This window comes from Cupriavidus sp. FW305-3-2-15-C-LB2 (assembly GCF_058787575.1).
Genome location: NZ_JBYSZW010000020.1, coordinates 56,577 through 75,951, shown reverse-complemented (window position 1 = coordinate 75,951; position 19,375 = coordinate 56,577). Strand labels below are relative to the sequence as shown.

Annotated in this window: 20 protein-coding genes; 17 read left to right on the top strand and 3 right to left on the bottom strand. The window is 67.7% G+C overall.

Features of this window, described 5'->3' with window-relative positions:
- Positions 1-44: 44 nt before the first annotated feature.
- Complete coding sequence (locus AC3WRR_RS16645) at positions 45-1,670, top strand: NAD(P)/FAD-dependent oxidoreductase (protein WP_010809209.1); 1,626 nt, start codon at positions 45-47, stop codon at positions 1,668-1,670.
- On the opposite strand, the gene AC3WRR_RS16640 is transcribed toward AC3WRR_RS16645, so the two are convergent.
- Complete coding sequence (locus AC3WRR_RS16640) at positions 1,667-2,932, bottom strand: TIGR03862 family flavoprotein (RefSeq protein ID WP_439668647.1); 1,266 nt, start codon at positions 2,930-2,932, stop codon at positions 1,667-1,669. The two genes, AC3WRR_RS16645 and AC3WRR_RS16640, sit on opposite strands and share 4 nt — an antisense overlap.
- Positions 2,933-3,022: 90 nt before the next feature.
- Between AC3WRR_RS16640 and AC3WRR_RS16635 the strand changes: the two genes are divergently transcribed.
- Positions 3,023-3,598, top strand: coding sequence for a DUF1415 domain-containing protein (locus AC3WRR_RS16635; RefSeq protein ID WP_011614817.1), 576 nt, complete (start codon positions 3,023-3,025; stop codon positions 3,596-3,598).
- On the opposite strand, the gene AC3WRR_RS16630 is transcribed toward AC3WRR_RS16635, so the two are convergent.
- Complete coding sequence (locus AC3WRR_RS16630; protein WP_011614818.1) at positions 3,599-4,441, bottom strand: class I SAM-dependent methyltransferase; 843 nt, start codon at positions 4,439-4,441, stop codon at positions 3,599-3,601.
- 514 nt (positions 4,442-4,955) lie between these two features.
- Positions 4,956-5,252 carry an ArsR/SmtB family transcription factor gene (locus tag AC3WRR_RS16625; protein WP_010809205.1) on the bottom strand — a complete coding sequence of 99 codons (297 nt, stop codon included), beginning with the start codon at positions 5,250-5,252 and terminating at the stop codon, positions 4,956-4,958.
- Between the two features lie 431 nt (positions 5,253-5,683).
- Here AC3WRR_RS16625 and AC3WRR_RS16620 point away from each other — a divergent pair, with 431 nt between their 5' ends.
- The 15 genes from AC3WRR_RS16620 to AC3WRR_RS16550 all read left to right on the top strand — a co-directional run bounded on the left by AC3WRR_RS16620 (position 5,684) and on the right by AC3WRR_RS16550 (position 19,375).
- The gene (locus AC3WRR_RS16620; protein ID WP_010809204.1) at positions 5,684-5,977 is read left to right on the top strand and encodes a Flp family type IVb pilin; all 294 of its coding nucleotides are present in this window, start codon (positions 5,684-5,686) and stop codon (positions 5,975-5,977) included.
- A gap of 52 nt (positions 5,978-6,029) precedes the next feature.
- A complete protein-coding gene (locus tag AC3WRR_RS16615; protein ID WP_010809203.1) occupies positions 6,030-7,559 on the top strand; it encodes a pilus assembly protein TadG-related protein in 1,530 nt (509 codons plus the stop codon).
- Between the two features lie 58 nt (positions 7,560-7,617).
- Positions 7,618-8,379 carry a hypothetical protein gene (locus AC3WRR_RS16610; protein WP_010809202.1) on the top strand — a complete coding sequence of 254 codons (762 nt, stop codon included), beginning with the start codon at positions 7,618-7,620 and terminating at the stop codon, positions 8,377-8,379.
- 1 nt (position 8,380) lies between these two features.
- Positions 8,381-9,106, top strand: a complete 726-nt coding sequence (locus AC3WRR_RS16605; RefSeq protein ID WP_011614822.1) for a hypothetical protein — start codon at positions 8,381-8,383, stop codon at positions 9,104-9,106.
- Between the two features lie 4 nt (positions 9,107-9,110).
- On the top strand, positions 9,111-9,284 hold the full coding sequence (locus tag AC3WRR_RS16600) for a hypothetical protein (protein ID WP_010809200.1): 174 nt from the start codon (positions 9,111-9,113) through the stop codon (positions 9,282-9,284).
- A 42-nt stretch (positions 9,285-9,326) separates the two neighbouring features.
- Positions 9,327-10,358: a Flp pilus assembly protein CpaB gene (cpaB, locus tag AC3WRR_RS16595; RefSeq protein WP_011614823.1), complete on the top strand. Its 1,032-nt coding sequence runs from the start codon at positions 9,327-9,329 to the stop codon at positions 10,356-10,358.
- 54 nt (positions 10,359-10,412) lie between these two features.
- Positions 10,413-11,954, top strand: a complete 1,542-nt coding sequence (locus tag AC3WRR_RS16590) for a type II and III secretion system protein family protein (protein WP_010809198.1) — start codon at positions 10,413-10,415, stop codon at positions 11,952-11,954.
- 7 nt (positions 11,955-11,961) lie between these two features.
- The gene (locus AC3WRR_RS16585) at positions 11,962-13,821 is read left to right on the top strand and encodes a TadA family conjugal transfer-associated ATPase (protein WP_010809197.1); all 1,860 of its coding nucleotides are present in this window, start codon (positions 11,962-11,964) and stop codon (positions 13,819-13,821) included.
- A gap of 9 nt (positions 13,822-13,830) precedes the next feature.
- Complete coding sequence (locus AC3WRR_RS16580; RefSeq protein WP_011614826.1) at positions 13,831-14,679, top strand: type II secretion system F family protein; 849 nt, start codon at positions 13,831-13,833, stop codon at positions 14,677-14,679.
- A 12-nt stretch (positions 14,680-14,691) separates the two neighbouring features.
- Positions 14,692-15,573: a type II secretion system F family protein gene (locus tag AC3WRR_RS16575; RefSeq protein ID WP_010809195.1), complete on the top strand. Its 882-nt coding sequence runs from the start codon at positions 14,692-14,694 to the stop codon at positions 15,571-15,573.
- Complete coding sequence (locus tag AC3WRR_RS16570) at positions 15,570-15,935, top strand: DUF192 domain-containing protein (RefSeq protein ID WP_492297500.1); 366 nt, start codon at positions 15,570-15,572, stop codon at positions 15,933-15,935. Before AC3WRR_RS16575 ends, AC3WRR_RS16570 begins: the two co-directional genes overlap by 4 nt.
- Positions 15,932-16,642, top strand: coding sequence for a TadE family protein (locus AC3WRR_RS16565; protein ID WP_010809193.1), 711 nt, complete (start codon positions 15,932-15,934; stop codon positions 16,640-16,642). Before AC3WRR_RS16570 ends, AC3WRR_RS16565 begins: the two co-directional genes overlap by 4 nt.
- Before the next feature lie 168 nt (positions 16,643-16,810).
- Positions 16,811-17,203, top strand: coding sequence for a hypothetical protein (locus AC3WRR_RS16560; RefSeq protein WP_492297498.1), 393 nt, complete (start codon positions 16,811-16,813; stop codon positions 17,201-17,203).
- A gap of 58 nt (positions 17,204-17,261) precedes the next feature.
- Positions 17,262-18,632, top strand: coding sequence for an OmpA family protein (locus AC3WRR_RS16555; RefSeq protein WP_439669013.1), 1,371 nt, complete (start codon positions 17,262-17,264; stop codon positions 18,630-18,632).
- Entirely contained in the window at positions 18,632-19,375 is a 744-nt protein-coding gene (locus AC3WRR_RS16550; RefSeq protein ID WP_010809190.1) for a lytic transglycosylase domain-containing protein, read from the top strand. The genes AC3WRR_RS16555 and AC3WRR_RS16550 overlap by 1 nt, the downstream gene beginning before the upstream one ends.

The following is a 19,375-nucleotide window of genomic DNA, read 5'->3' as shown; positions in this document are numbered from 1 at the left end:
ACATTGGTGTGCCCAACCCCCCGGCCGCAGTTCTCGGGTTCCCCATGCTACGTCTAAGTGAAGTCAAACTCCCGCTCGACCATACCGAAAGCGACCTGGACGCCGCCGTGCGCACCAGCGCCGCGCAGATCGGCGTCAAGGGAGACGCCCTGATCGGCTATACCGTGTTCCGCCGTGCCCACGATGCGCGCAAGCGCTCGGATATCAAGCTCACCTACATCATCGATATCGAGGTCGGCGACGAGGCTGCGGCAATCAAACGCATGGCCGGCAAGCCGAACTGGAGCGTGACGCCCGACATGGCGTACCACTTCGTCGCGCGCGCGCAGGCGGGCAGCTCGCATCCGCGCCCGGTGGTGATCGGCATGGGCCCGTGCGGCCTGCTGGCCGGCCTGATCCTGGCGCAGTCGGGCTTCCGCCCGATCATCCTGGAGCGCGGCAAGGAAGTGCGCGAGCGCACCAGGGACACCTTCGGCCTGTGGCGCAAAAGCGTGCTCAATCCGGAATCGAACGTGCAGTTCGGGGAAGGCGGCGCGGGCACGTTCTCGGACGGCAAGCTGTACAGCCAGATCAAGGACCCCAAGCACTATGGCCGCAAGGTGCTCAACGAGTTCGTGCGCGCCGGCGCGCCGGAGGACATCCTGTACAAGGCGCGCCCGCACATCGGTACCTTCCGGCTGGTCAGCATGGTCGAGAAGATGCGCGCCGAGATCATCGAACTGGGCGGCGAGATCCGCTTCGAGACGCGCGTCGACGATATCGACATCGACAACGGCCAGGTGCGCGGCCTGAAGCTGTCCAGCGGCGAATACCTGGAAGCCGACCACGTCATCATGGCGGTCGGCCACAGCGCGCGCGACACCTTCGAGATGCTGCACAGGCGCGGCGTGTTCATGGAGGCCAAGCCGTTCTCGCTGGGTTTCCGCATCGAGCATCCGCAGGGGCTGATCAACCGCAGCCGCTTCGGCAAGTTCGCCGGCAACAAGCTGCTGGGCGCGGCCGATTACAAGGTCGTGCATCACTGCAGCAACGGGCGGTCGGTGTACAGCTTCTGCATGTGCCCGGGCGGCACGGTGGTGGCGGCTGCGTCAGAGCCGGGCCGAGTGGTGACCAACGGCATGAGCCAGTACAAGCGCGCCGAGCGCAACGCCAATGCCGGCATCGTGGTCGGCATCACGCCCGAGGACTATCCCGGCGGCCCGCTCGCCGGCATCGAATTCCAGCGCAAGTGGGAAGAGCGCGCGTTCGAGCTGGGCGGCAGCAACTACTGCGCGCCGGGCCAGCTGGTGGGCGATTTCATCGCGGGACGGCCGTCGACGTCGCTGGGTTCGGTCGAGCCCTCGTACAAGCCCGGCGTGACGCCGACCGACCTGAGCACGTCGCTGCCTGACTACGTGATCGCGGCGATCCGCGAGGGCATTCCCGAGATCGACAAGAAGCTGCCTGGCTTTGCCCTGCATGATGCCGTGCTGACCGGGGTGGAGACGCGCACCTCGTCGCCGCTGCGCATCCGCCGCAACAACGATGACTACCAGAGCATCAATGTGAAGGGCCTGTACCCGGCGGGCGAAGGCGCGGGTTATGCCGGCGGCATCTACTCCGCGGCGATCGACGGCATCGAAGTGGCCGAGGCGGTGGCGCTCAGCATCGTCGGCGGCAAGGCCGCCTAAGCCTGCTGCAGGTAAGCCGCGGCGCCGAGCGCCGCGGTGCGCCCGCTGGCAAAGCACGCCGTCAGCAGGTAGCCGCCGGTGGGTGCCTCCCAGTCCAGCATCTCGCCGGCGCAGAACACGCCCGGCAGCGCGCGCAGCATCAACCCTTCATCCATCGCCTCGAAGCGCACGCCACCGGCGCTGCTGATCACTTCGTCGATGGGCCGCGGGCGCAGCAGCCGCAGCGGCAGCGCCTTGATCGATGCGGCCAGCGTGCCGGCATCGTGCATCGCTTCCTTCGACAGGCATTCGCGCAGCAGTCCGGCCTTGACGCCGGTGAGGCCGAGCCGGCTTTGCAGGTGGCTCGACAGCGAGCGCGCGCCGCGCGGATGCGTTACCTGCGCGCTGACATGTTCGGCGCTATGCGCCGGCAGCAGGTCCAGGTGGATGGTGGCGCCGCCATCGGCCTCGATGCGGTCGCGGATCGGCGCGGACAGCGCGTAGACCAGGCTGCCTTCGATGCCGGTCGCGCTGATGACGAACTCGCCCTGGCGGTAGTGCGCTTGCCCGTCGCGGTCGGTCAGGGCGATGGCTACTGGCTTGACCGGCTCGCCGGCAAAGCGCGCCGCAAACGCTTCGCTCCACGCCACATCGAAACCGCAGTTGGCAGGCCGCAGCGGCGCAATCCCGACGCCGCGCTCGGCCAGCCGCGGCACCCACGCACCATCCGATCCCAGCCTTGCCCAGCTGGCACCGCCCAGCGCCAGCACCACCGCGCGTGCCTGCACGACCGTTTCACCGTGCGGCGTGGCAAAGCGCAGCGCATGCTGCGCGCCCTCGTCCCAGCCCAGCCAGCGGTGACGCATATGGAACTGCACGCCGGACTCGCGCAGGCGGTGCAGCCACGCGCGCAGCATCGGCGCGGCCTTCATGTCGGTCGGAAAGACGCGGCCGGAACTGCCGACGAAGGTCTCGATGCCAAGCCCGTGCACCCAGTCGCGCAGGGCCTGCGGGCCGAAGCCCGCCAGCATCGGCGCGATCTGTGCGGTGCGGGCGCCATAGCGGCCGAGGAAGGCCGGCTCCGGCTCCGCGTGGGTCAGGTTCATGCCGCCCTTGCCGGCCATCAAAAACTTGCGCCCGACCGACGGCATCGCGTCGTAGACGGCCACGCTGGCACCTTGCGCCGCCAGCACTTCGGCCGCCATCAGGCCGGCCGGACCGCCGCCGATGACGGCAACGTCGACGCTGGCTTGGGAAGGGGAGGAAGTGGCGGAAGAGGGCATCAGGAGGCTCGGCAGGGGGCGGGGTGTTTCCGCCGCGGATTATAGAGCCTGCGGCAGCGCTAGAATGACGCTTTGCCGCGCATCGCCATCATGACCTCCGCCACTCACTCCGCAGACACCGTCATCGCCGCCACCCGCCACTGGCTGGAGCGCGCCGTGATCGGGCTCAACCTGTGCCCGTTCGCCAAGAGCGTGTATGTGAAGGAGCAGGTGCGCTACGCGGTCAGCACCGTCACCGAAGCGCCGGACGTGATGGACGACCTGGAGCGCGAACTGCGCCTGCTGGCAGACGCCGACCCCGACCAGATCGACACCACGCTGCTGATCCTGCCGGATGCCGTGGCCGATTTTCTCGACTTCAACGACCTGCTGTATTTTGCCGAGCGCCTGCTCGGCAGCCTCGGGCTGGAAGGCACGCTGCAGATCGCCAGCTTCCATCCGCAGTACCAGTTTGCCGGGACCGAGCCGGACGATATCGAGAACTACACCAACCGCGCCCCGTATCCGATCCTGCACCTGCTGCGCGAGGACTCCATCGCCCGCGCGGCGGCGGCGTTCCCGGATGCGGCGGATATCTACGAGCGCAACCAGGCCACCATGCGCCGCCTGGGCCACGAGGGCTGGCAGCGCTGGATGGCGGGCGAGGACGAGCCCGGCAAAGGCTGATTACGCAGCCGACACCGGCGCGGTGAAGAAGCGCTCGCGCATCTCTTCCAGCCCCAGTCTTTCCAGCACCTCTTCCAGCCGCTCGGCCGGGCGGCGGCGCGGCAGGTCCTTGTACTGCGCGATGATCAGCTCGTTTTTCATCGAGTGTTCCCAGCCCACCAGCTCGGTCACGCTGACCTGGTAGCCATGCGCCTCCAGCTGCAGGCAGCGCAGCACATTGGTCACCTGGCTGCCGAACTCGCGCGTGTGCAGCGGGTGGCGCCAGATTTCCGTCAGCGGATTACCCGCCAGCAGCTTGCCCTTGTGCTTGCGCAGCACGCTGGCCACCTCGGCCTGGCAGCACGGCACCAGCACGATATGGCGGGCCTGCTTGGCCAGCGCAAAGCGGATCGCGTCGTCGGTCGCGGTATTGCACGCATGCAGCGCGGTGACGACGTCGACGGTGGGCGGCAGCTGCGGCGAGGTGATCGAATCCGCCACCGACAGGTTCAGGAACGACATCCCAGCAAAGCCCAGCCGCGCAGCCAGCGCCTGCGAGGTCTTCACCAGTTCTTCACGGGTTTCGATGCCGAAGATGTGTGAGTCGTCCTGCAGCGCCTTGAAGAACAGGTCGTAGAGGATAAAGCCCAGGTACGACTTGCCGGCGCCGTGGTCCACCAGCGTGACGCGGCCGCGCTCGGCCTTGACCTCCTGCAGCAGCGGTTCGATGAACTGGAACAGGTGGTAGACCTGCTTGAGCTTGCGCCGGCTGTCCTGATTCATCTTGCCGTCGCGCGTCAGGATATGGAGTTCCTTGAGCAGTTCGATGGACTGGCCGGGGCGGATTTCGTGGGTATTTGACATGAGGGGGACTGCGCAGGCTGCGGGACGCGGCGCGTCCCGGAATGCCGACAGTTTACCGAAAAGTCCCGCTTGGTCCCCGAGTGACGCTGACCTCACCGGTGCGGGGCGCGGTGTGGTTGGCGCTTTCGCATCGCCGGCACGGACTCTCGGCGGGCTCGATCGAGCTTGCGAGCTGCTGTCGGATAAATGGTAAAAGTATTAAAAATGCTGCATTGTTACCGTCACGGGATGCCTGCGTTTCTCCGGGCGTCTGCCGCTCGGCTCCGGCGAAAGCGCGGCAAATGGTCAGAAACCGCCTGCCTTGGCCACCAGCGGCGGCGTGTCGCATCTGGATCAAGGCTGAATTCCGAAATCGGCAATGATCCTGAAACAACATAATTGACACGATTTGTGTCATGAATTCGAAATACGCAAATTTGGCAGACGTGATTGTCGGGATGAGGTGCCGGGCTGGCGGCGCAGGCCCGCGCGGCGGGACGTCCGGCGGCGCGGCGCGCCGCCGGAACAGTGCCCTCTACTGCAGGGAAGCGCATTTCCCGCCAAGAAATGCGAGGACTGAGGAAATGCCGTCGGTGGTGGCGGAGTAAATCATGAACCGCCCTTGCTGGCGGCTTTTAACCAACCCCGTCCTGACCAATTCCTTCAAATGGAATGTTACGGAAGAGGGAGTTAAATCGGAAGATGCGGAGATAATACCTGCCGGTATTCCTTCCGGTCCGGAATCGGCGAGCAGTAAAAATATCCTGAGCCGATTTTCCTGTGCTAACGCCCCCAGTATTTCCACTGCATTCTTTATATCCAGTTCTGCCATTTTTTTGCTTCTTTATTTTATGCCGCGGGCAGCTGGCAGGGGCGGTATGACTGCCCCGGTTCGCCTTGAAGTCCAGCAGGCAGGCCGCATGCGGCCTGCCGCCCGTGGCGCGGCTTGTCATCCGTAAATCAACGCTCAACAGCACCCCATTGCTGGCAATGTGCCGGTTCCGAGAATAGTTCGTATAACCTCCGCCCATTGTGAAGGATTACTTTTTGTTACATTCGGGGGAGTCCCTGGTAGGGTTATTTCAACGCTATTAAAAATATTGAAATTATTCCTCTTCGGCCCTAAGGAACCTTTTGATAGCATGCACGCCGCTGCTGCCGGATAACCGTTCGCATCAGTGTTTTCCTTTACATATGGCTTCCATATGAGGCGCCTTTCATATGGCGCAACCGTTTCTGTGCATTCCCATGGAAGGAGTCGTTATGACATTCGCAAATCTGCGCCGCAAGGCGCGTCAGCAAGGTCAGGGCATGACCGAATACATCATCATCGTGGCACTGATCGCCGTGTCCGCGATCGGCGTCTATGCCATGTTCGGCCAGACCATTCGCAACCAGACCGCGGGCCTCGCCCAGGAAATGGCCGGCAAGAACTCGGCATCCAAGCAGGCCATCAAGCAAGCCGGCAGCGCCGCGGACGATGCCAGCTCCAAGGCCAACCAGGGCAAGGGGCTGAACAACTACAACGTCGGCAACGACACGGGCAAGAACAACTAAGCGGCATCGCCGCCAGTTGCTCGCTGCGCTCCAGCACTCGCGATCCCGGAACATGGGCAAAACAGGTCTTGCGCATCGACGCAGCCGTCCCGGCCAGCGCGGTCAGGCACTCGCCTTCGCGCTGGTGTTCCTCGCCATCGGCGGGCTGGCCCTGTATCTCGCCTTCAACGCGAGCCAGCTGACCAGCGCCAAGACCAAGCTGCAGAACACGGCGGACGCAGCGGCCTATAGCGCCGCGGTGCTGCAGGCGCGCGACTACAACTTTGCCGCCTACGCGAACCGCGCGATGGTGGCCAACCAGGTGGCCGTGGCCCAGGCCGTGAGCCTTAAGTCGTGGATCGACGAGCTGAAGGGCACCTACACGGAAAACACCTGGATCGACACGCTGGTCAAGATCTTCTCCGACGGGCAGTTGCTGTGGACCACGCCCAAGCAACTGGGCAAGGCCGCGATCACGCCGGTGCGATCCGCCCTGAACACGCTGCTGCCGCCGCTGGTGACCGGGCTTGATGACATCATCGCCGCGCTCAGCATGGCGCAGCGCGCCTACCACGCGGGCACCATCGCCGCGGTACCGCTGGTGACCGACGAAGTCGCCAAGCGCAACCAGCCGGATTCGACGGTCAGTTCCGGCTACTTCCTTGGCCCGCGCTATGGCGTTCAGCTGGCCCGCTGGACCAAGTTCACCACCGTGACTGATCCGCAGAATCCCAAGCAGGGTTCGGCCACCGGCAAGGACCGCTTTGCCGACGTCACCACCGACGGCACCACGCTCGACGGCTTTTTGAAGGACCGCGGCTCGCCGCGCTCGCCGACGGCGGTCCCCACTGCCTACAAGGGCTGCAAGGGCGCGGTGGTGGCCATCATGGTGACCGTCGTCACGCATGATGGCGGCACGCATCTGCGCCGCGACAAGAAGGGCTGGGAAGCACTCGATGCCTCGCAGGCCAACGGCACGCTTGCCTGTGTCTGGGCCACGCCGGCCGGCCCGGTCGGGTTTGCGATTCCCACGGTGTCCAGTGTCGGGCGCGGCGGCGCGGCCAATGGCCCGGGCGGGCGCTATTCGGGCCGCTCCGGCTATGGCGGCTACAGCAACTTCGGCGGTTCGCTGCTGAACCCGCTGACGCTGATCGCCGCGCAGATGCAGTACTCGTCGGGCCCGGGCAAGACCCTGCACAACAAGCCCGCGGGGCTGCAGGAGTACGCCGACCTGAGCAACCAGCCCAAGCCTGGCACCGGGCCCGTGGACGATTTCAACCGCGCGCCCTCGATCACGATCGAGGCGCAGCGCCAGGACACTTCAGTCGTCACCAGTTCGCGCGTGCTGCCGGGCGGAGATCGCCTGACGCTGGACGGGCGCATGGCCGGCGGCATGATGCGCGCGCTGGCCAGCGGCAGCGCGTACTTTATCCGCCCGACCGACAGCGGCGGCATGGCGGGTGCGCTGCGCAGCGCGGCGGGGTGGCGGCGCGCCGATTCGCGCATCGAATACCCGAGCCTCTTCAATCCGTACTGGCAGGCATCGCTGACGCAGACCAGCGATCTCGAACGCGTTGCCGCGATCGCGGCACAGGGCAACTGAGGGAGCGGACATGCGCATGCGCAGGCCAGCCAGGCCGAACCGGGCAGCCGGACAGGCAATGATCGAATTCGTGATCGCCGCGATGACGGTGCTCGGCGTGCTGTTTCTCGGCATGGCGATGCTGGGCAAGTTCAGCGACGTGCGCAACAAGGCGCTGATGGCCTCGCGCTATGCCGGCTGGGAGCGCACGGTCTGGACCGTCGACCCGGGCTGGCGCGCGTCGCACGGCAGCTTCGCCAGCAAGGGCGACGAAGAGATCCGCAGCGAATTCGTGCAGCGCGTGCTGGGGCACGACCAGGCCGCGCTGGCGTCGAGCGACCGCACCGCGCGCCGCCTGCCCGGCGGCATGGCGCCGATGTGGAAGGACCATGCCGGCGTCGACATGCTGCGCAACTATGCCGACGTGACCCTGGGCAGCGGCGTCGACGAAACCCCGGCAGCCACGCTCAAGCCGATCACGGCTGCCATGGGTGCGGCCAACGCGGTCAGTGCCGGCTTCGACCTGGCCACGCGCAACCTCTACCGGGCCGAGGTGGGGTTGTCCGTCGCCGGCGACAACGCGGCCCTGCGCGCGCTGTGGCCGGGCTGGACCGGCTTCGGCATGCAGGACCACACCGTGCTGCTGACCAACGCCTGGACGCCCGAGGGGCGCAACGGCACGCTCGCCGTGATCAAGGAAGCGGTGCCCACCAGCAAGGGCGGCGTGATCGACACCGCGCTGACCGTCGGGCTGGCCGCCTTCGGGCCGGAAATCCTGAAACTGGACCTGGGCCGCATCCAGCCCGACGTGGTCCCCGCCGACCGCCTGGGGAGCCGCTGAGATGAAAGCCTGCATGCATGGCGTGCTGATGCGCTGCCTGGCCGCGCTGCTGCCGGCCGCGCTCGCCTGGTCCGCGGCGGCAGCGACCGCGACGGACTGCACGCGGCAGCCGGTTGCGCCTGCCAGGGCGCATGCGGTCGGCACCGACATGGTGGTCAACGGCCTGCCCACGCGGGTGCTGACGATGGAGTTCGCCGGCACCGCCGAAGCGGTCTCGGACGCGTGGCGCCAGTACTGGACGCGCGAAGGCGTGCCGGCGCGCGGGCAGCGGGCCGGCGGCCAGTACGTGCTGAGCGCGATCGACGGGCTTTGCCACTATGTGCTGTCGCTGGAGCCCAGGCCCGCGCCGGGCGGGCATGTGGCGGGCATCTTCTCGGTCAGCAAGCTGGCGCCGGTGGCGTCCGGCACCGGGCTGGGCGACCTGGGCCTGCCGCCCGGCGCCAAGGTCCTGTCGGATGTCCAGAGCACGGACCGCGGCCAGCGCGGGCGCACCCTGGTGGTCCGGCTGCCCGGCAACGCGCAGGCGGCGCGGCAGCGCGCCGCCGAGCGGCTGGCGGCGCAGGGCTGGAGTTCGGTGGTGCAGATGCCCGCGCCCGTGGCCGACGGTTCGGGCCGCATCGAGGGCCTCACGCTGGCCATGCAGCGGCAGCAGGAACGCATGGATGCCACCTTTGTCGACCGCGCCGGCCAGACCGACGCGGTGATCACCGTGGCGCGGCCGGAGTAGCGCGATGGCAATCCGTAGCAGGCGCCAGCGCGGGCAGGCCGCGTTCGAATACATCGTCATCACGCTGCTGGTCGTTGCCGTGCTGGTCGCCGGCGGCGACAACTCGGTCATCAGCATGCTGGCCGCGGCGTTCAGGTCCTTCTTTCAGGCATACAGCTTTTCCCTGTCACTTCCCTGACGCACCGCCAGCGGGCGGCGTCTGGCTACTGCAAGCACATTCATGCTGAAGAAAATCAAGATTCATTCAATCATCGGGAATCCCTGGGTCGTCCTCGTCATCGCCGTGCTGGTCGCCGGCCTGCTGACACTGTGGATCTACCACTTCCTGAGCGGGCGCGAAGCGGCACTGAAAGAGCAGCTGGCCGCGCAGCTGAACGAGGGCCGCCGCGTGGCTGTCATGGTGCCGGTGCGCAACGCCGCGCCGGGCACGGTGATCGACGGCAATGGCTTCGCGGCACGGGAGATTCCGGCCGACCTGGTCTACGAAGACATGATCCTGGCGAGCAGCTTCGACAAGGTGGCGAACCTGCGCCTGGTGCGCCAGGTGCGGCAGGGCCAGCCGGTGCGGCGTGCCGACGTTGAAGCGCTGCAGTCGCGCGATTTCTCCGACCTGCTCAAGCCCGGCAAGCGCGCCTTCACCATCGAGGTCGACATGGTCAACTCGACGGCCAAGATGCTCAAGCCTGGCAACCATGTCGACCTGTTCCTGATCAGCTCCACCTCGCCCACTGCGGCAGGCACCGACAAGCAGACCGCGCGGCTGCTGATGTCGGACATGCTGGTGCTGGCCACCGGCCAGGACGTGCGCCCGCGCGACTATGGCGAAGCCATGGCGGCGCAGGCCGCGGAAGGCGCGGAGGGCGTGGACACCAACCCGGATTACGACAGCCTCACGCTGATGGTGTCGCCCGAACAGGCGGCGCGGCTGGCGCTGGCGCAGAAGGTCGGCAGCCTGCGCGCGGTGCTGCGCAATGCGGCCGACAAGACCGCGACCCCGCAGATCGCGGTCAGCGAGCACGCGCTCTTCGCCGGTGGCGACGAAGCGGCCATCGAATACATCGTCGGTGGCCGTTCCGCGGGCGCCAACATGATCTCCAAGCTGCCTACCGCGCAGGACATCGGCAACGCCATTTCTTCGGCGCTGGCCAATGGCGGGTCCATGGGCGGTTCCGCGGGCGGCATCGCCCAGGCCCAGCAGGGCGCCGTTGCCAACGCCGCCAACGCCATGGCGGGCCGGCCGGCCTCGCGTTGAGCGCGGCGGTGCACGACATCGGATTATCCAGAACACCAACTGACGGAACACGCAATGGATGGGTCTTTCGCGCAGCGCGGCGGCATCGCCGGGCGCCTGCAGGCGGTCACGGTACACGGAGCACCGGACGGGAAAACGGGTAAGGGGGCGCGCCATGCGGTGCGCGGGGGTATGGCAGCACTGGCGGCAGCAGCGTTGGCCTCGGGAGCCTGGGCCGCCGAGCCCGTGACCACCGCGGCCCGCACAGGCGCGCAGCCGCCGTCGTACGAGCTGCCGGCGCGCTTTGGTGCGATCGAGCTGTTCAAGGGCGAGGTGCGCGCGCTCGAGGTGCCGGGCACCATCAAGCGCGTGGCCATCGGCAATGGCGCGCTGGTCAGCAGCACCGTGGTCGACGGCCGCCTGCTGCTGCTGGCCGAGGAGATCGGCACCACCAGCCTGATCGTCTGGAACGAGCGCGGCGTGGCGCTGCAGGGCAAGCTGCGCGTGGCGCCGGCCGATACCGCCGACGTGGCCCAGCGCCTGCGGGCGTCGCTGGGCAGCGTGCGCGGCCTGAAGATCGAGGTGGTCGGTCCCAGCGTGGTGCTGTCGGGCATCGTCGATCCGCAGATGGTGCCGCTGATCAAGACCGCCACCTCGGGCCTGGACAGCGTGGTCAACCTGGTGCGCGCCGACGAGGGCGATGCGCTGAAGAAGACCGTGCACTTCAAGGTGCACATCATGGAGATCACCCGGCGCGGCATGGAGAAGCTTGGCATTGCCTGGCAGCAGAGCTTCAACGGCCCGCAGATCGCGTTCGCGGGCAATCCGGTGCACACCGGGCGCTATCGCACGCTGCCGTCCACCGATGCGGCCACCTTCACCGATACCCCGAGCCAGGTGGCCGGCGCCGCCAGCGGCTTCTATCTCGGCATTGCCACGACCATCTTCTCGCGCATCAACCTGGCCATTTCCGATGGCGATGCCTACGTGCTCGCCGCGCCGGAGCTCAACAGCAAGAGCGGCGGGCTGGCCACCTTCCTGGCCGGCGGCGAAGTGCCGATTCCCAAGGCCGGCGCGTTCGGCACCACCGACGTCGACTACAAGCCGTACGGCATCAAGCTCAACATCCGCCCGGCGGTGAACGTCGACAATGTCATCTCGACCACGCTGGAAACCGAGATCAGCCAGATCGACCCGTCGGTATCGTTCGGCGGCTTCCCGGCCTTCCTGACGCGCCGCACCACCTCCGAGACCTCGATCCGCGCGGGCGAAACGCTGGCGATCTCGGGGCTGGTCAATGCCGACGCATCCAAGGCCGTCGACAAGGTGCCGCTGCTGGGCAGCATCCCTATCCTCGGGCGATTGTTCCGTTCCGACGAATTCCGCAACAACAAGAGCGACCTGGTGATCTTTGTCACCCCGGTCGTCTATGACCCGGCCAGCCCGGAGAACGCCGCGCTGCTGCAGCGTGGCGCGGATGTCGATGCCAACTACCGCCACCGCTTCGGCGAGCCAAGCCCGCTGCCCGCTGCGAATGCCGTGCGTGAGCAGGAAGTGATGGAGCAGAAGCGGCCGCCGCTGCCCCCGCCCGGCGTCGATCCGATGAACGGAGGCTGATCCGGCCATGCTCAATATCCGCCTGCAGCAGCGCAATGGCAGCGCCGAGGTGATCCATGTGAAGGGGCCGGGCTGTACCATCGGCAAGGATCCCGGCTGCGACATCGTCCTCAAGGGCCTGCTGATCGGCAAGGTCCACGCCCGCATCGAAGGACACAACGGCGGCTGGTATATCGAGGATCAGGGCGGCATTGCCTCGACGCTGATCAATGGCGACCCGGTCACGCGCTATGGCCCGCTGGCGGCGGCCGACCAGATCGAGATCGGCGGCTTCGTGCTGTCCGTCGTGGCCGAGCCGGGGCGAGCGGGAGCGGGCGTGGCGGCGCAGCCATCGCCGCAGCAGCACCACGCCCAACCACCACAGGATGCCGCGGCGCCTCAACCGGTGGTGCCGGTGCCCATGCCTGTGCCGCCTCCGTCGCCGCCGCGGGAGGCGGTGACCCTGTCGCCATCGCCCCAGGCAAGCGTGCCGGTGCCGCGCGAAGCGGTGCCCGCACCCAGGCCGCCGGCACCTGCGCCGAAGCCAGCGCCGGTGGCCGCCAAACCTGCGCCGGTGGCGCCGCTCGACGAGGCCTTGCGCGCACCCATCAACTCGCCGCGCGGCGTGGAACTGCGCAAGCAGGCGCACCAGCGCCTGATCGCTGCGCTCGACCTGCGCCGCGTCAACGTCGCGCGCATGGCCGAGGACGAGCTATGCGAACTGGTCGGCTCGCTGCTCGACGACATCCTCAAGGAGAGCGTGTTCCGCAGCCAGGAGATCCCGCTGGACGCGCTCAAGCAGAGCGTCTTTGACGAAGTGATCGGGCTGGGTCCGCTCGAAGAGCTGCTGGACGATGACGCGGTCTCGGAAATCATGGTCAACTGCCATGACGAGATCTTTGTCGAGCGCGCCGGCAGGCTGACGCGTTCGCCGGTGATCTTTACCGACGACCGCGCCGTGTTGGGCGCCATCGAGCGCATCGTCGCGCCGCTGGGACGGCGCATCGATGAAAGCTCGCCGATGGTCGATGCGCGCCTGCCCGATGGCTCGCGCGTGAACGCGGTGATCCCGCCGCTCGCCCTCAAGGGGCCGAACATCACCATCCGGAAGTTCTCGCGCAAGAAGCTCAGGGGCGAAGACCTGGTCGGCTTCGGCTCGCTGTCGCCCGAGATGCTGGAGTTCCTGCGCACCGCCGTGGAGCGGCGCGCCAATATCGTGATCTCCGGCGGCACGGGCTCAGGCAAGACCACGCTGCTGAACGTGCTGTCCAGCTTCATCCCGGATGACGAACGCATCGTCACGGTCGAGGATGCGGCCGAGCTGCAGCTGTCGCAGCCCAACCTGGTGTCGCTGGAGGCGCGGCCGCCCAATATGGAAGGCAAGGGCGCGGTGACGATCCGCGACCTGGTCAAGAACTGCCTGCGCATGCGCCCGGACCGCATCGTCGTCGGCGAATGCCGGGGCGGGGAAGCGCTGGACATGCTGCAGGCCATGAATACCGGCCATGACGGCTCGCTGACCACGGCCCACGCCAACTCGCCGCGGGACTGCCTGTCGCGTCTTGAGGTGATGACGCTGATGGCGGGGCTGGACCTGCCGGTGCAGGCCATTCGCGAACAGGTCTGCTCGGCGGTCGACGTGATCGTGCAGCAGACGCGCTTCTCCTGCGGTTCGCGGCGCGTGACGCATATCACCGAGGTCAGCGGCATGGAAACGGGCGTGGTGCAGCTGCAGGACGTGTTCATGTTCCGCGAGGAAGGCTACGGTGCCGACGGCAAGGTCAAGGGGCGCTATGTCGCGACCTCGTATATCCCGGATTTCTACCAGGACCTGATCCGGCGCGGCATCCAGGTCAATACGGGCATCTTCACCGCCCGCGACGAGTAAGGAGGCAATATGAACCTTGCCCTGGTGCTGTGCGGCGCCTTCCTGATGACCGTGCTGATTGCGTGGGCAGTGCTGTCGCAGGGCAAGCGCTGGTTCGTGCGGCATACGCAGACGCTGGCGACCGAGGTCGAGGCCTCGCTGGCCGATCTCTTTATCTTCATCAATATGCGGCAGGTGGCCGGCATCTCGGTGGTGGCGGTGTTCGCGCTGCCGCTGCTGACCTGGCTGGTATCGCAGAACGTGTTCTTCGCGATGCTCAGCATTCCGGTGAGCCTGCTGCTGCCGCGCGCGCTGGTGAAGAAGATGCAGCGCAAGCGCCTGATGGCCATCGAAGACCAGATGCCCGACGCGCTGCTGATGATGTCGAGCGCGCTGCGCGCCGGCGCCAGCTTCCCGATGGCGCTGGAAAGCGTGGTGGCGGAGTCGCGCCCGCCGATCTCGCAGGAGTTCGACCTGCTGATGCGCGAAGTCCGGCTTGGCGTGGACCTGATGGACGCGCTGCGCAATATGGAAAAACGCATTCCAGTGCCCGACTTCCTGATGGTGACCGCGGCCATCACGATCTCGCGCGAGGTGGGCGGCAACCTGGCCGAGACGCTGGAGTCGGTGGCGCGCACGCTGCGCGAGAAGCATCAGATGGAAGGCAAGATCCGCGCGCTGACCGCGCAGGGCAAGATGCAGGGCCTGGTGATGACGGGCTTGCCGCTGTTCCTGATCGTGGTGCTGAACCACATGGAGCCGGTGGCGATGGCACCGCTGTTCAGTTCGCCGATCGGCTGGGGCACGCTGTCCGTGATCGCGGTGATGGAGCTGCTTGGCTACAAGGCGATCAGCAAGATCACCCATATCGATGTCTGACCGGGGCCGACCATGATGCTTGTTGTTGCCTTCGCCCTTGCCGCCGGCCTGGTCGGCGTGCTCGCCGCCACCACCATGGCCATGCGCCGCCTCACCGTGGCCGTTCCCGACGAGGCGCGCGACTACCTCGACCCGTTGCCGCCGTCGCTGCGCGCGGTCTGGCCGGTGGTGCGCTTCTTCGACCACCATCTCGTCTGGATCACGCCGAAGTCGCTGCGCGCCGCGGTGGACGAGCAACTGCGCCTGACGGGCATGTCGTTCCTGATGACGGCGCGCCAGTTCCTGTCGCTGTCGATCGTTTCGGCGCTGGCGTTCTGCCTGCTGGCGGGCATAGCCATGCTGGGGCTGGGCGTGTTCTCGCCGCTGCTGCTGCTTGCCGCCAGCGCGCTGGGCTTCTTCTATCCGCGCATCTGGCTACGCGACGTGCGCAAGCGCAACCTGCTGCAGGTCACGCGCCACCTGCCGGTGTTTCTGGATTTCCTGACACTGAGCGTAGAGGCCGGCCTGAACATCAACGGCGCCCTGCTGCAGGCGGTGGAGAAGGGGCCTGAGGGCCCGCTGCGGCGCGAGTTCGAGCACGTGCTGCGCGACCTGAAGTCGGGCCTGAGCCGCGCCGATGCGCTGCGCCGCATGGATGACCGCCTGCGCGTGAAGGAGGTCACCAATTTCGTCGGTGCCGTGATCCAGGCGGAGCGCATGGGCTCGGGGCTGGCCGCCACGCTGCGCTTCCAGTCGGAGCAGCGGCGCACCGAGCGCTTCCAGCGCGCGGAGAAGCAGGCCATGGAAGCGCCGGTCAAGCTGATCTTTCCGCTGGTGGTGTTTATCTTCCCGGTCACCTTTATCGTGCTTGGCTTCCCGATCGTGATGAAGTTTATGCAGGAAGGGCTGCTGTGAGGCAGGCGCGCCTCTACCTGCAGGCCGGCCACAGCACGCTCGACACCGGCGTGCGCGTGTCGGTGGCGGCCACTGCGCGCGAACGCATGACGGGGCTGCTCAGCCGCGATTCGATGGCACCGGACGAAGCCTTGCTGCTGTCCCCCTGCGGCGCAGTCCACACCTTTGGCATGCGCATGGCGATCGACGTGGTGTTTCTCGACAAGCGGCAGCGCGTGCTGGCGGTGCACCCGTGCGTGGGACGCCTGCGCGTGCGTGCCCACTGGCGCGCGCGCCAGACGCTTGAGCTCGGCGCGGGGCGCGCGGCGGCATTGGGGATTGCGCCGGGCCAGAACCTGGAACTGCGGGAGGAGGGGCCATGACGCACCAGCAAAAGCACGCGGCGCGGCGCGGGGCACGGGGACAGTCCGCGGTGGAATTCCTGATCATCGCGCCGGCGCTGCTGCTGCTGTGCCTGGGCGTGATCCAGTTCGGGCTGCTGTACCAGGCCAAGGCCACGCTAGACCACGCCGCCTTGCAGGCCGCGCGCGAAGGCGCCGTCGACCACGGCCGGCTGGCCAGCATGCGCAAGGGGCTGGCGCTGGGGCTGACGCCGCTGTTCGTGCGCTCCGCCGACCGTACCGCGCATGCCACCGGCTATGCCAAGGCCCAGTTCGAGGCCCGCACCCAGGCCAGGATCGACGTGCTGAACCCGACGCCGGCGGCGCTGCAGGATTTCGGGCGAAGCGGCTACTACGCCGGCAAGACCACGCGGGAGATCCCCAACGACAGCCTGATGTACCGCGCCACCAGCGCGGGGCCGTCCTCTGGCGTCAATATCCAGGACGCCAACCTGCTGAAGATCCGGGTCACGTACTGCTACGAAATGTTCGTGCCGTTTGCCGACCGCACCATCTACTCGCTGGTCAACGGCATCCGGAATTTTGTTGCGACCGGTTCGTACCGCGGCATGGAGGTCCCGACCACGCCCAATTTCTGCACCGGACGGGCCACGCTGGCGTCGGAATGGCGCATCCCGCTCGAGTCCGAGGCGATCGTGCGGATGCAATCGCCGTATCGCGGCAACTGACGCATCCGCAGTCGCCGTTTTTGTAAGTATTTGTGAAAATTTGCCGGGATATGCCCGAAGACACCGATGCCAGAATCGACAAGGTCGACAAAATTGCCGAAGCGGGGTTGTTTGGCGTTGCTGTTGTTGTGTAACCTCGGGTTCGTGCCGCAACCGGCGCTGGCGGCGATGGAGGTTTCTCGCTCCGAAGGCGTGCAGATCATCACCACGCGGCGTGCGCCGCCGGCGGTGAGCGGCGCCGTGCCGGCGTCGGCAGCGCGGGCTCCGGCGGCTTCCGCGCCCCAGGCAGCGGCACCGTCCGCACGCGGCAACGCGCCCGCCCTGGCGCAGGCCGCCGTCGCGGGGGCCGCGCAGGCGGCGATTCCGAGCGTGGCGGCCAGCGATGAGCGCGAGCTGGTCAAGCGTGCGCTGGCCGAAGAGCAGCGCGGCATGAACGAGGCGATCGCGAACTACGCGCGCGCCAGCAAGGCCGGAGCCAGCCCGGAAACACTGGTGCCGCTGGAGCGCGAAGTCCGCGTGCGGCTGCAGAAGATCGACATGCTGATGCGCGCCCCGCATTGAGGCGCGTACCGGACAGGCCGGCATCACAAAAAGAAGAAGGGGAAGTACCTTGAAGGGAATGACGTTTGGACTGACGACCCGCAAGGCCGCCATTGGCCTGGGCGTCGTGGCCCTGCTGGCCTTGGCGGGCTGCAAGAAGAAGCCTGCTGACAGCGCCGCTGCGCAAGGCGATGCGCAGCCCGCGCCTGCAGCGGCATCGGCGCAGCCCGTGGCATCGGCGCCGGCAACGCCCGCGCAAACCAACGTTGCCGGGCTGTGGTCGGGCGCGTTCGTGGTCAACCGCGACAAGGAAGACCGCTCGTGGTATCCGCTGCTCAATGAGATTCCGGACCATGCCGGCTTTATGCGCAACGGCAGCCGGCAGGAGCTGGTGATTGCGCTGGCGCAGGCCTCGTCCGTCGACGTGCTGCGCTTCCGCGGCCTGTCCGATGCCGGGGCGCGCAGCAATGCGCGCCATGCCCGCGTCGAAGCCTCGGCCGGCGGCACGCAAGGCCCCTGGACCGTGATCTACGATGCGGACCTGCCGGGGCAGGACGGCTACGATACCCGCGTGCCGCTGGCCCAGCCCGTCAAGGCCGGGGCCCTGCGCCTGACGCTTACCGGCAACCGCTGGCCGGGCGACCAGGACGAGGGCCAGATCGGCCTGCAGCAGTTCATGGCCTACGGCAAGCCCGAGGCCGCGGCCGACAAGGTGCGCCAGGTGGGCGGCATCTACCAGTTTCCGGTGGAATTCGGTTCGTCCGGCTACGTGCTGCTGCACCAAGACGGCGCCGCGGTGGAAGGCTGTTACGTGGAAGGCGACTACAGCAACAAGCAGATGAAGATCACGCAGGTGCTGGGAACGATTTCCGGCGGGCTGGAAAACGGCGCCCTGCTGGCCTTCCGGCGCACCACCGAGGGCGCGCCTGAGAAGGGCGCCATGGCCTTCAGCCCCGACGGCAGCCATGCCTACGCGGCGCTGGTGAAGGGCGATGCCCGCACCTTCGACAGCGTGCGCGAGGCCGGCGGCTGGCGCCTGGCGGACAAGGCGCCGCCGTGCTTCCCGAAGGCCGAGGCCGCCCCCGATCCCATCGGCCAGGCGCTGGAAGGCGCGGGCCGCGTGCAGCTCTACGGCGTCAACTTCGAAACCGATTCCGACGTGCTGAGCGCGGCGGCCCGGCCGCTGCTGGACCGTGCCGCCAAGGCGGTGCTGGCGCACCCCGACTGGCGCCTGCGCGTCGAGGGGCATACCGACAGCACCGGCGGCGACGCGCGCAACCAGCCGCTGTCCGAGCGCCGCGCCGCCGCCGTCAGGCGCTATCTGGAAAGCGCCGGCGTGCCCGCCGACCGGCTCGATGCCAAGGGCTATGGCGCCACCCATCCGCTGATGCCCAACGACACGCCGTTCGGCCGCGCGCAGAACCGCCGCGTGGAGCTGGCCAAGCAGTGATGCCTGCGCTCGTGGCCGCGCCGGCGCGCGGTGTGGTGGCGGCAATGCTGGTGGCGGGCGCGGTGCCGGCCGGCGCCGAGATCGTGATGCATGCCGACCGCGGCAGCGGCGTGACCTTCCTCACGTCGCGCAGCGCCGCGCCGGCACGGCTGGCGTCCACCGCGGCGCCCGCGGCATTGCCAGCGCGGGCGTTTATCGGGCTGCCAACGCTGGCGGCGGCAAAGGCCGCGGTCGTCAGCGCCAAGTCCCCACCCTCTGAGCTGGTTGCCCTCGCGCACCGCGCGGCGCAGGCCGCGGCGGTGGACCCGCATCTGCTGATGGCCATGGTGGAGGTGGAGTCGGGCTGGAACCCGCAAGCCACCTCCGACAAGGGCGCCATCGGCCTGACGCAGCTGATGCCGGCCACGGCTCGCATGCTGGGCGTGACAGATGCCTATGACCCGGCCCAGAACCTGCAGGCCGGTGCGTCCTACCTGGGCGGCCTGCTGTCGCGCTTCAACGGCGACACCAGCCTGGCCCTGGCCGCCTACAACGCGGGCGAAGGCGCGGTGCTGCGCCACGGGTCGCGCATCCCTCCGTTTGCCGAGACCCAGGCCTACGTGCCGCAGGTGCTGGGCCGCTATGCGCGCTTGCGCGGCGGCCAGGACGGCAGCGCCGCGGCGCCCTTGCGCCAGCCGGCGTCGCCGGCGCAGCACGGCGGCCTTGCCATTGTCTCGTATCAGAACCCCCCGCCTCCGCGGTGA

Excerpts from the sequence above, each read along its gene's own strand:
- AC3WRR_RS16645 (WP_010809209.1), top strand. The coding sequence starts at position 45 with ATGCTACGTCTAAGTGAAGTCAAACTCCCGCTCGACCATACCGAAAGC.
- AC3WRR_RS16640 (WP_439668647.1), bottom strand. The coding sequence starts at position 2,932 with ATGCCCTCTTCCGCCACTTCCTCCCCTTCCCAAGCCAGCGTCGACGTT.
- AC3WRR_RS16635 (WP_011614817.1), top strand. The coding sequence starts at position 3,023 with ATGACCTCCGCCACTCACTCCGCAGACACCGTCATCGCCGCCACCCGC.
- AC3WRR_RS16630 (WP_011614818.1), bottom strand. The coding sequence starts at position 4,441 with ATGTCAAATACCCACGAAATCCGCCCCGGCCAGTCCATCGAACTGCTC.
- AC3WRR_RS16625 (WP_010809205.1), bottom strand. The coding sequence starts at position 5,252 with ATGGCAGAACTGGATATAAAGAATGCAGTGGAAATACTGGGGGCGTTA.
- AC3WRR_RS16620 (WP_010809204.1), top strand. The coding sequence starts at position 5,684 with ATGACATTCGCAAATCTGCGCCGCAAGGCGCGTCAGCAAGGTCAGGGC.
- AC3WRR_RS16615 (WP_010809203.1), top strand. The coding sequence starts at position 6,030 with ATGGGCAAAACAGGTCTTGCGCATCGACGCAGCCGTCCCGGCCAGCGC.
- AC3WRR_RS16610 (WP_010809202.1), top strand. The coding sequence starts at position 7,618 with ATGATCGAATTCGTGATCGCCGCGATGACGGTGCTCGGCGTGCTGTTT.
- AC3WRR_RS16605 (WP_011614822.1), top strand. The coding sequence starts at position 8,381 with ATGAAAGCCTGCATGCATGGCGTGCTGATGCGCTGCCTGGCCGCGCTG.
- AC3WRR_RS16600 (WP_010809200.1), top strand. The coding sequence starts at position 9,111 with ATGGCAATCCGTAGCAGGCGCCAGCGCGGGCAGGCCGCGTTCGAATAC.
- cpaB (WP_011614823.1), top strand. The coding sequence starts at position 9,327 with ATGCTGAAGAAAATCAAGATTCATTCAATCATCGGGAATCCCTGGGTC.
- AC3WRR_RS16590 (WP_010809198.1), top strand. The coding sequence starts at position 10,413 with ATGGATGGGTCTTTCGCGCAGCGCGGCGGCATCGCCGGGCGCCTGCAG.
- AC3WRR_RS16585 (WP_010809197.1), top strand. The coding sequence starts at position 11,962 with ATGCTCAATATCCGCCTGCAGCAGCGCAATGGCAGCGCCGAGGTGATC.
- AC3WRR_RS16580 (WP_011614826.1), top strand. The coding sequence starts at position 13,831 with ATGAACCTTGCCCTGGTGCTGTGCGGCGCCTTCCTGATGACCGTGCTG.
- AC3WRR_RS16575 (WP_010809195.1), top strand. The coding sequence starts at position 14,692 with ATGATGCTTGTTGTTGCCTTCGCCCTTGCCGCCGGCCTGGTCGGCGTG.
- AC3WRR_RS16565 (WP_010809193.1), top strand. The coding sequence starts at position 15,932 with ATGACGCACCAGCAAAAGCACGCGGCGCGGCGCGGGGCACGGGGACAG.
- AC3WRR_RS16560 (WP_492297498.1), top strand. The coding sequence starts at position 16,811 with ATGGAGGTTTCTCGCTCCGAAGGCGTGCAGATCATCACCACGCGGCGT.
- AC3WRR_RS16555 (WP_439669013.1), top strand. The coding sequence starts at position 17,262 with ATGACGTTTGGACTGACGACCCGCAAGGCCGCCATTGGCCTGGGCGTC.
- AC3WRR_RS16550 (WP_010809190.1), top strand. The coding sequence starts at position 18,632 with ATGCCTGCGCTCGTGGCCGCGCCGGCGCGCGGTGTGGTGGCGGCAATG.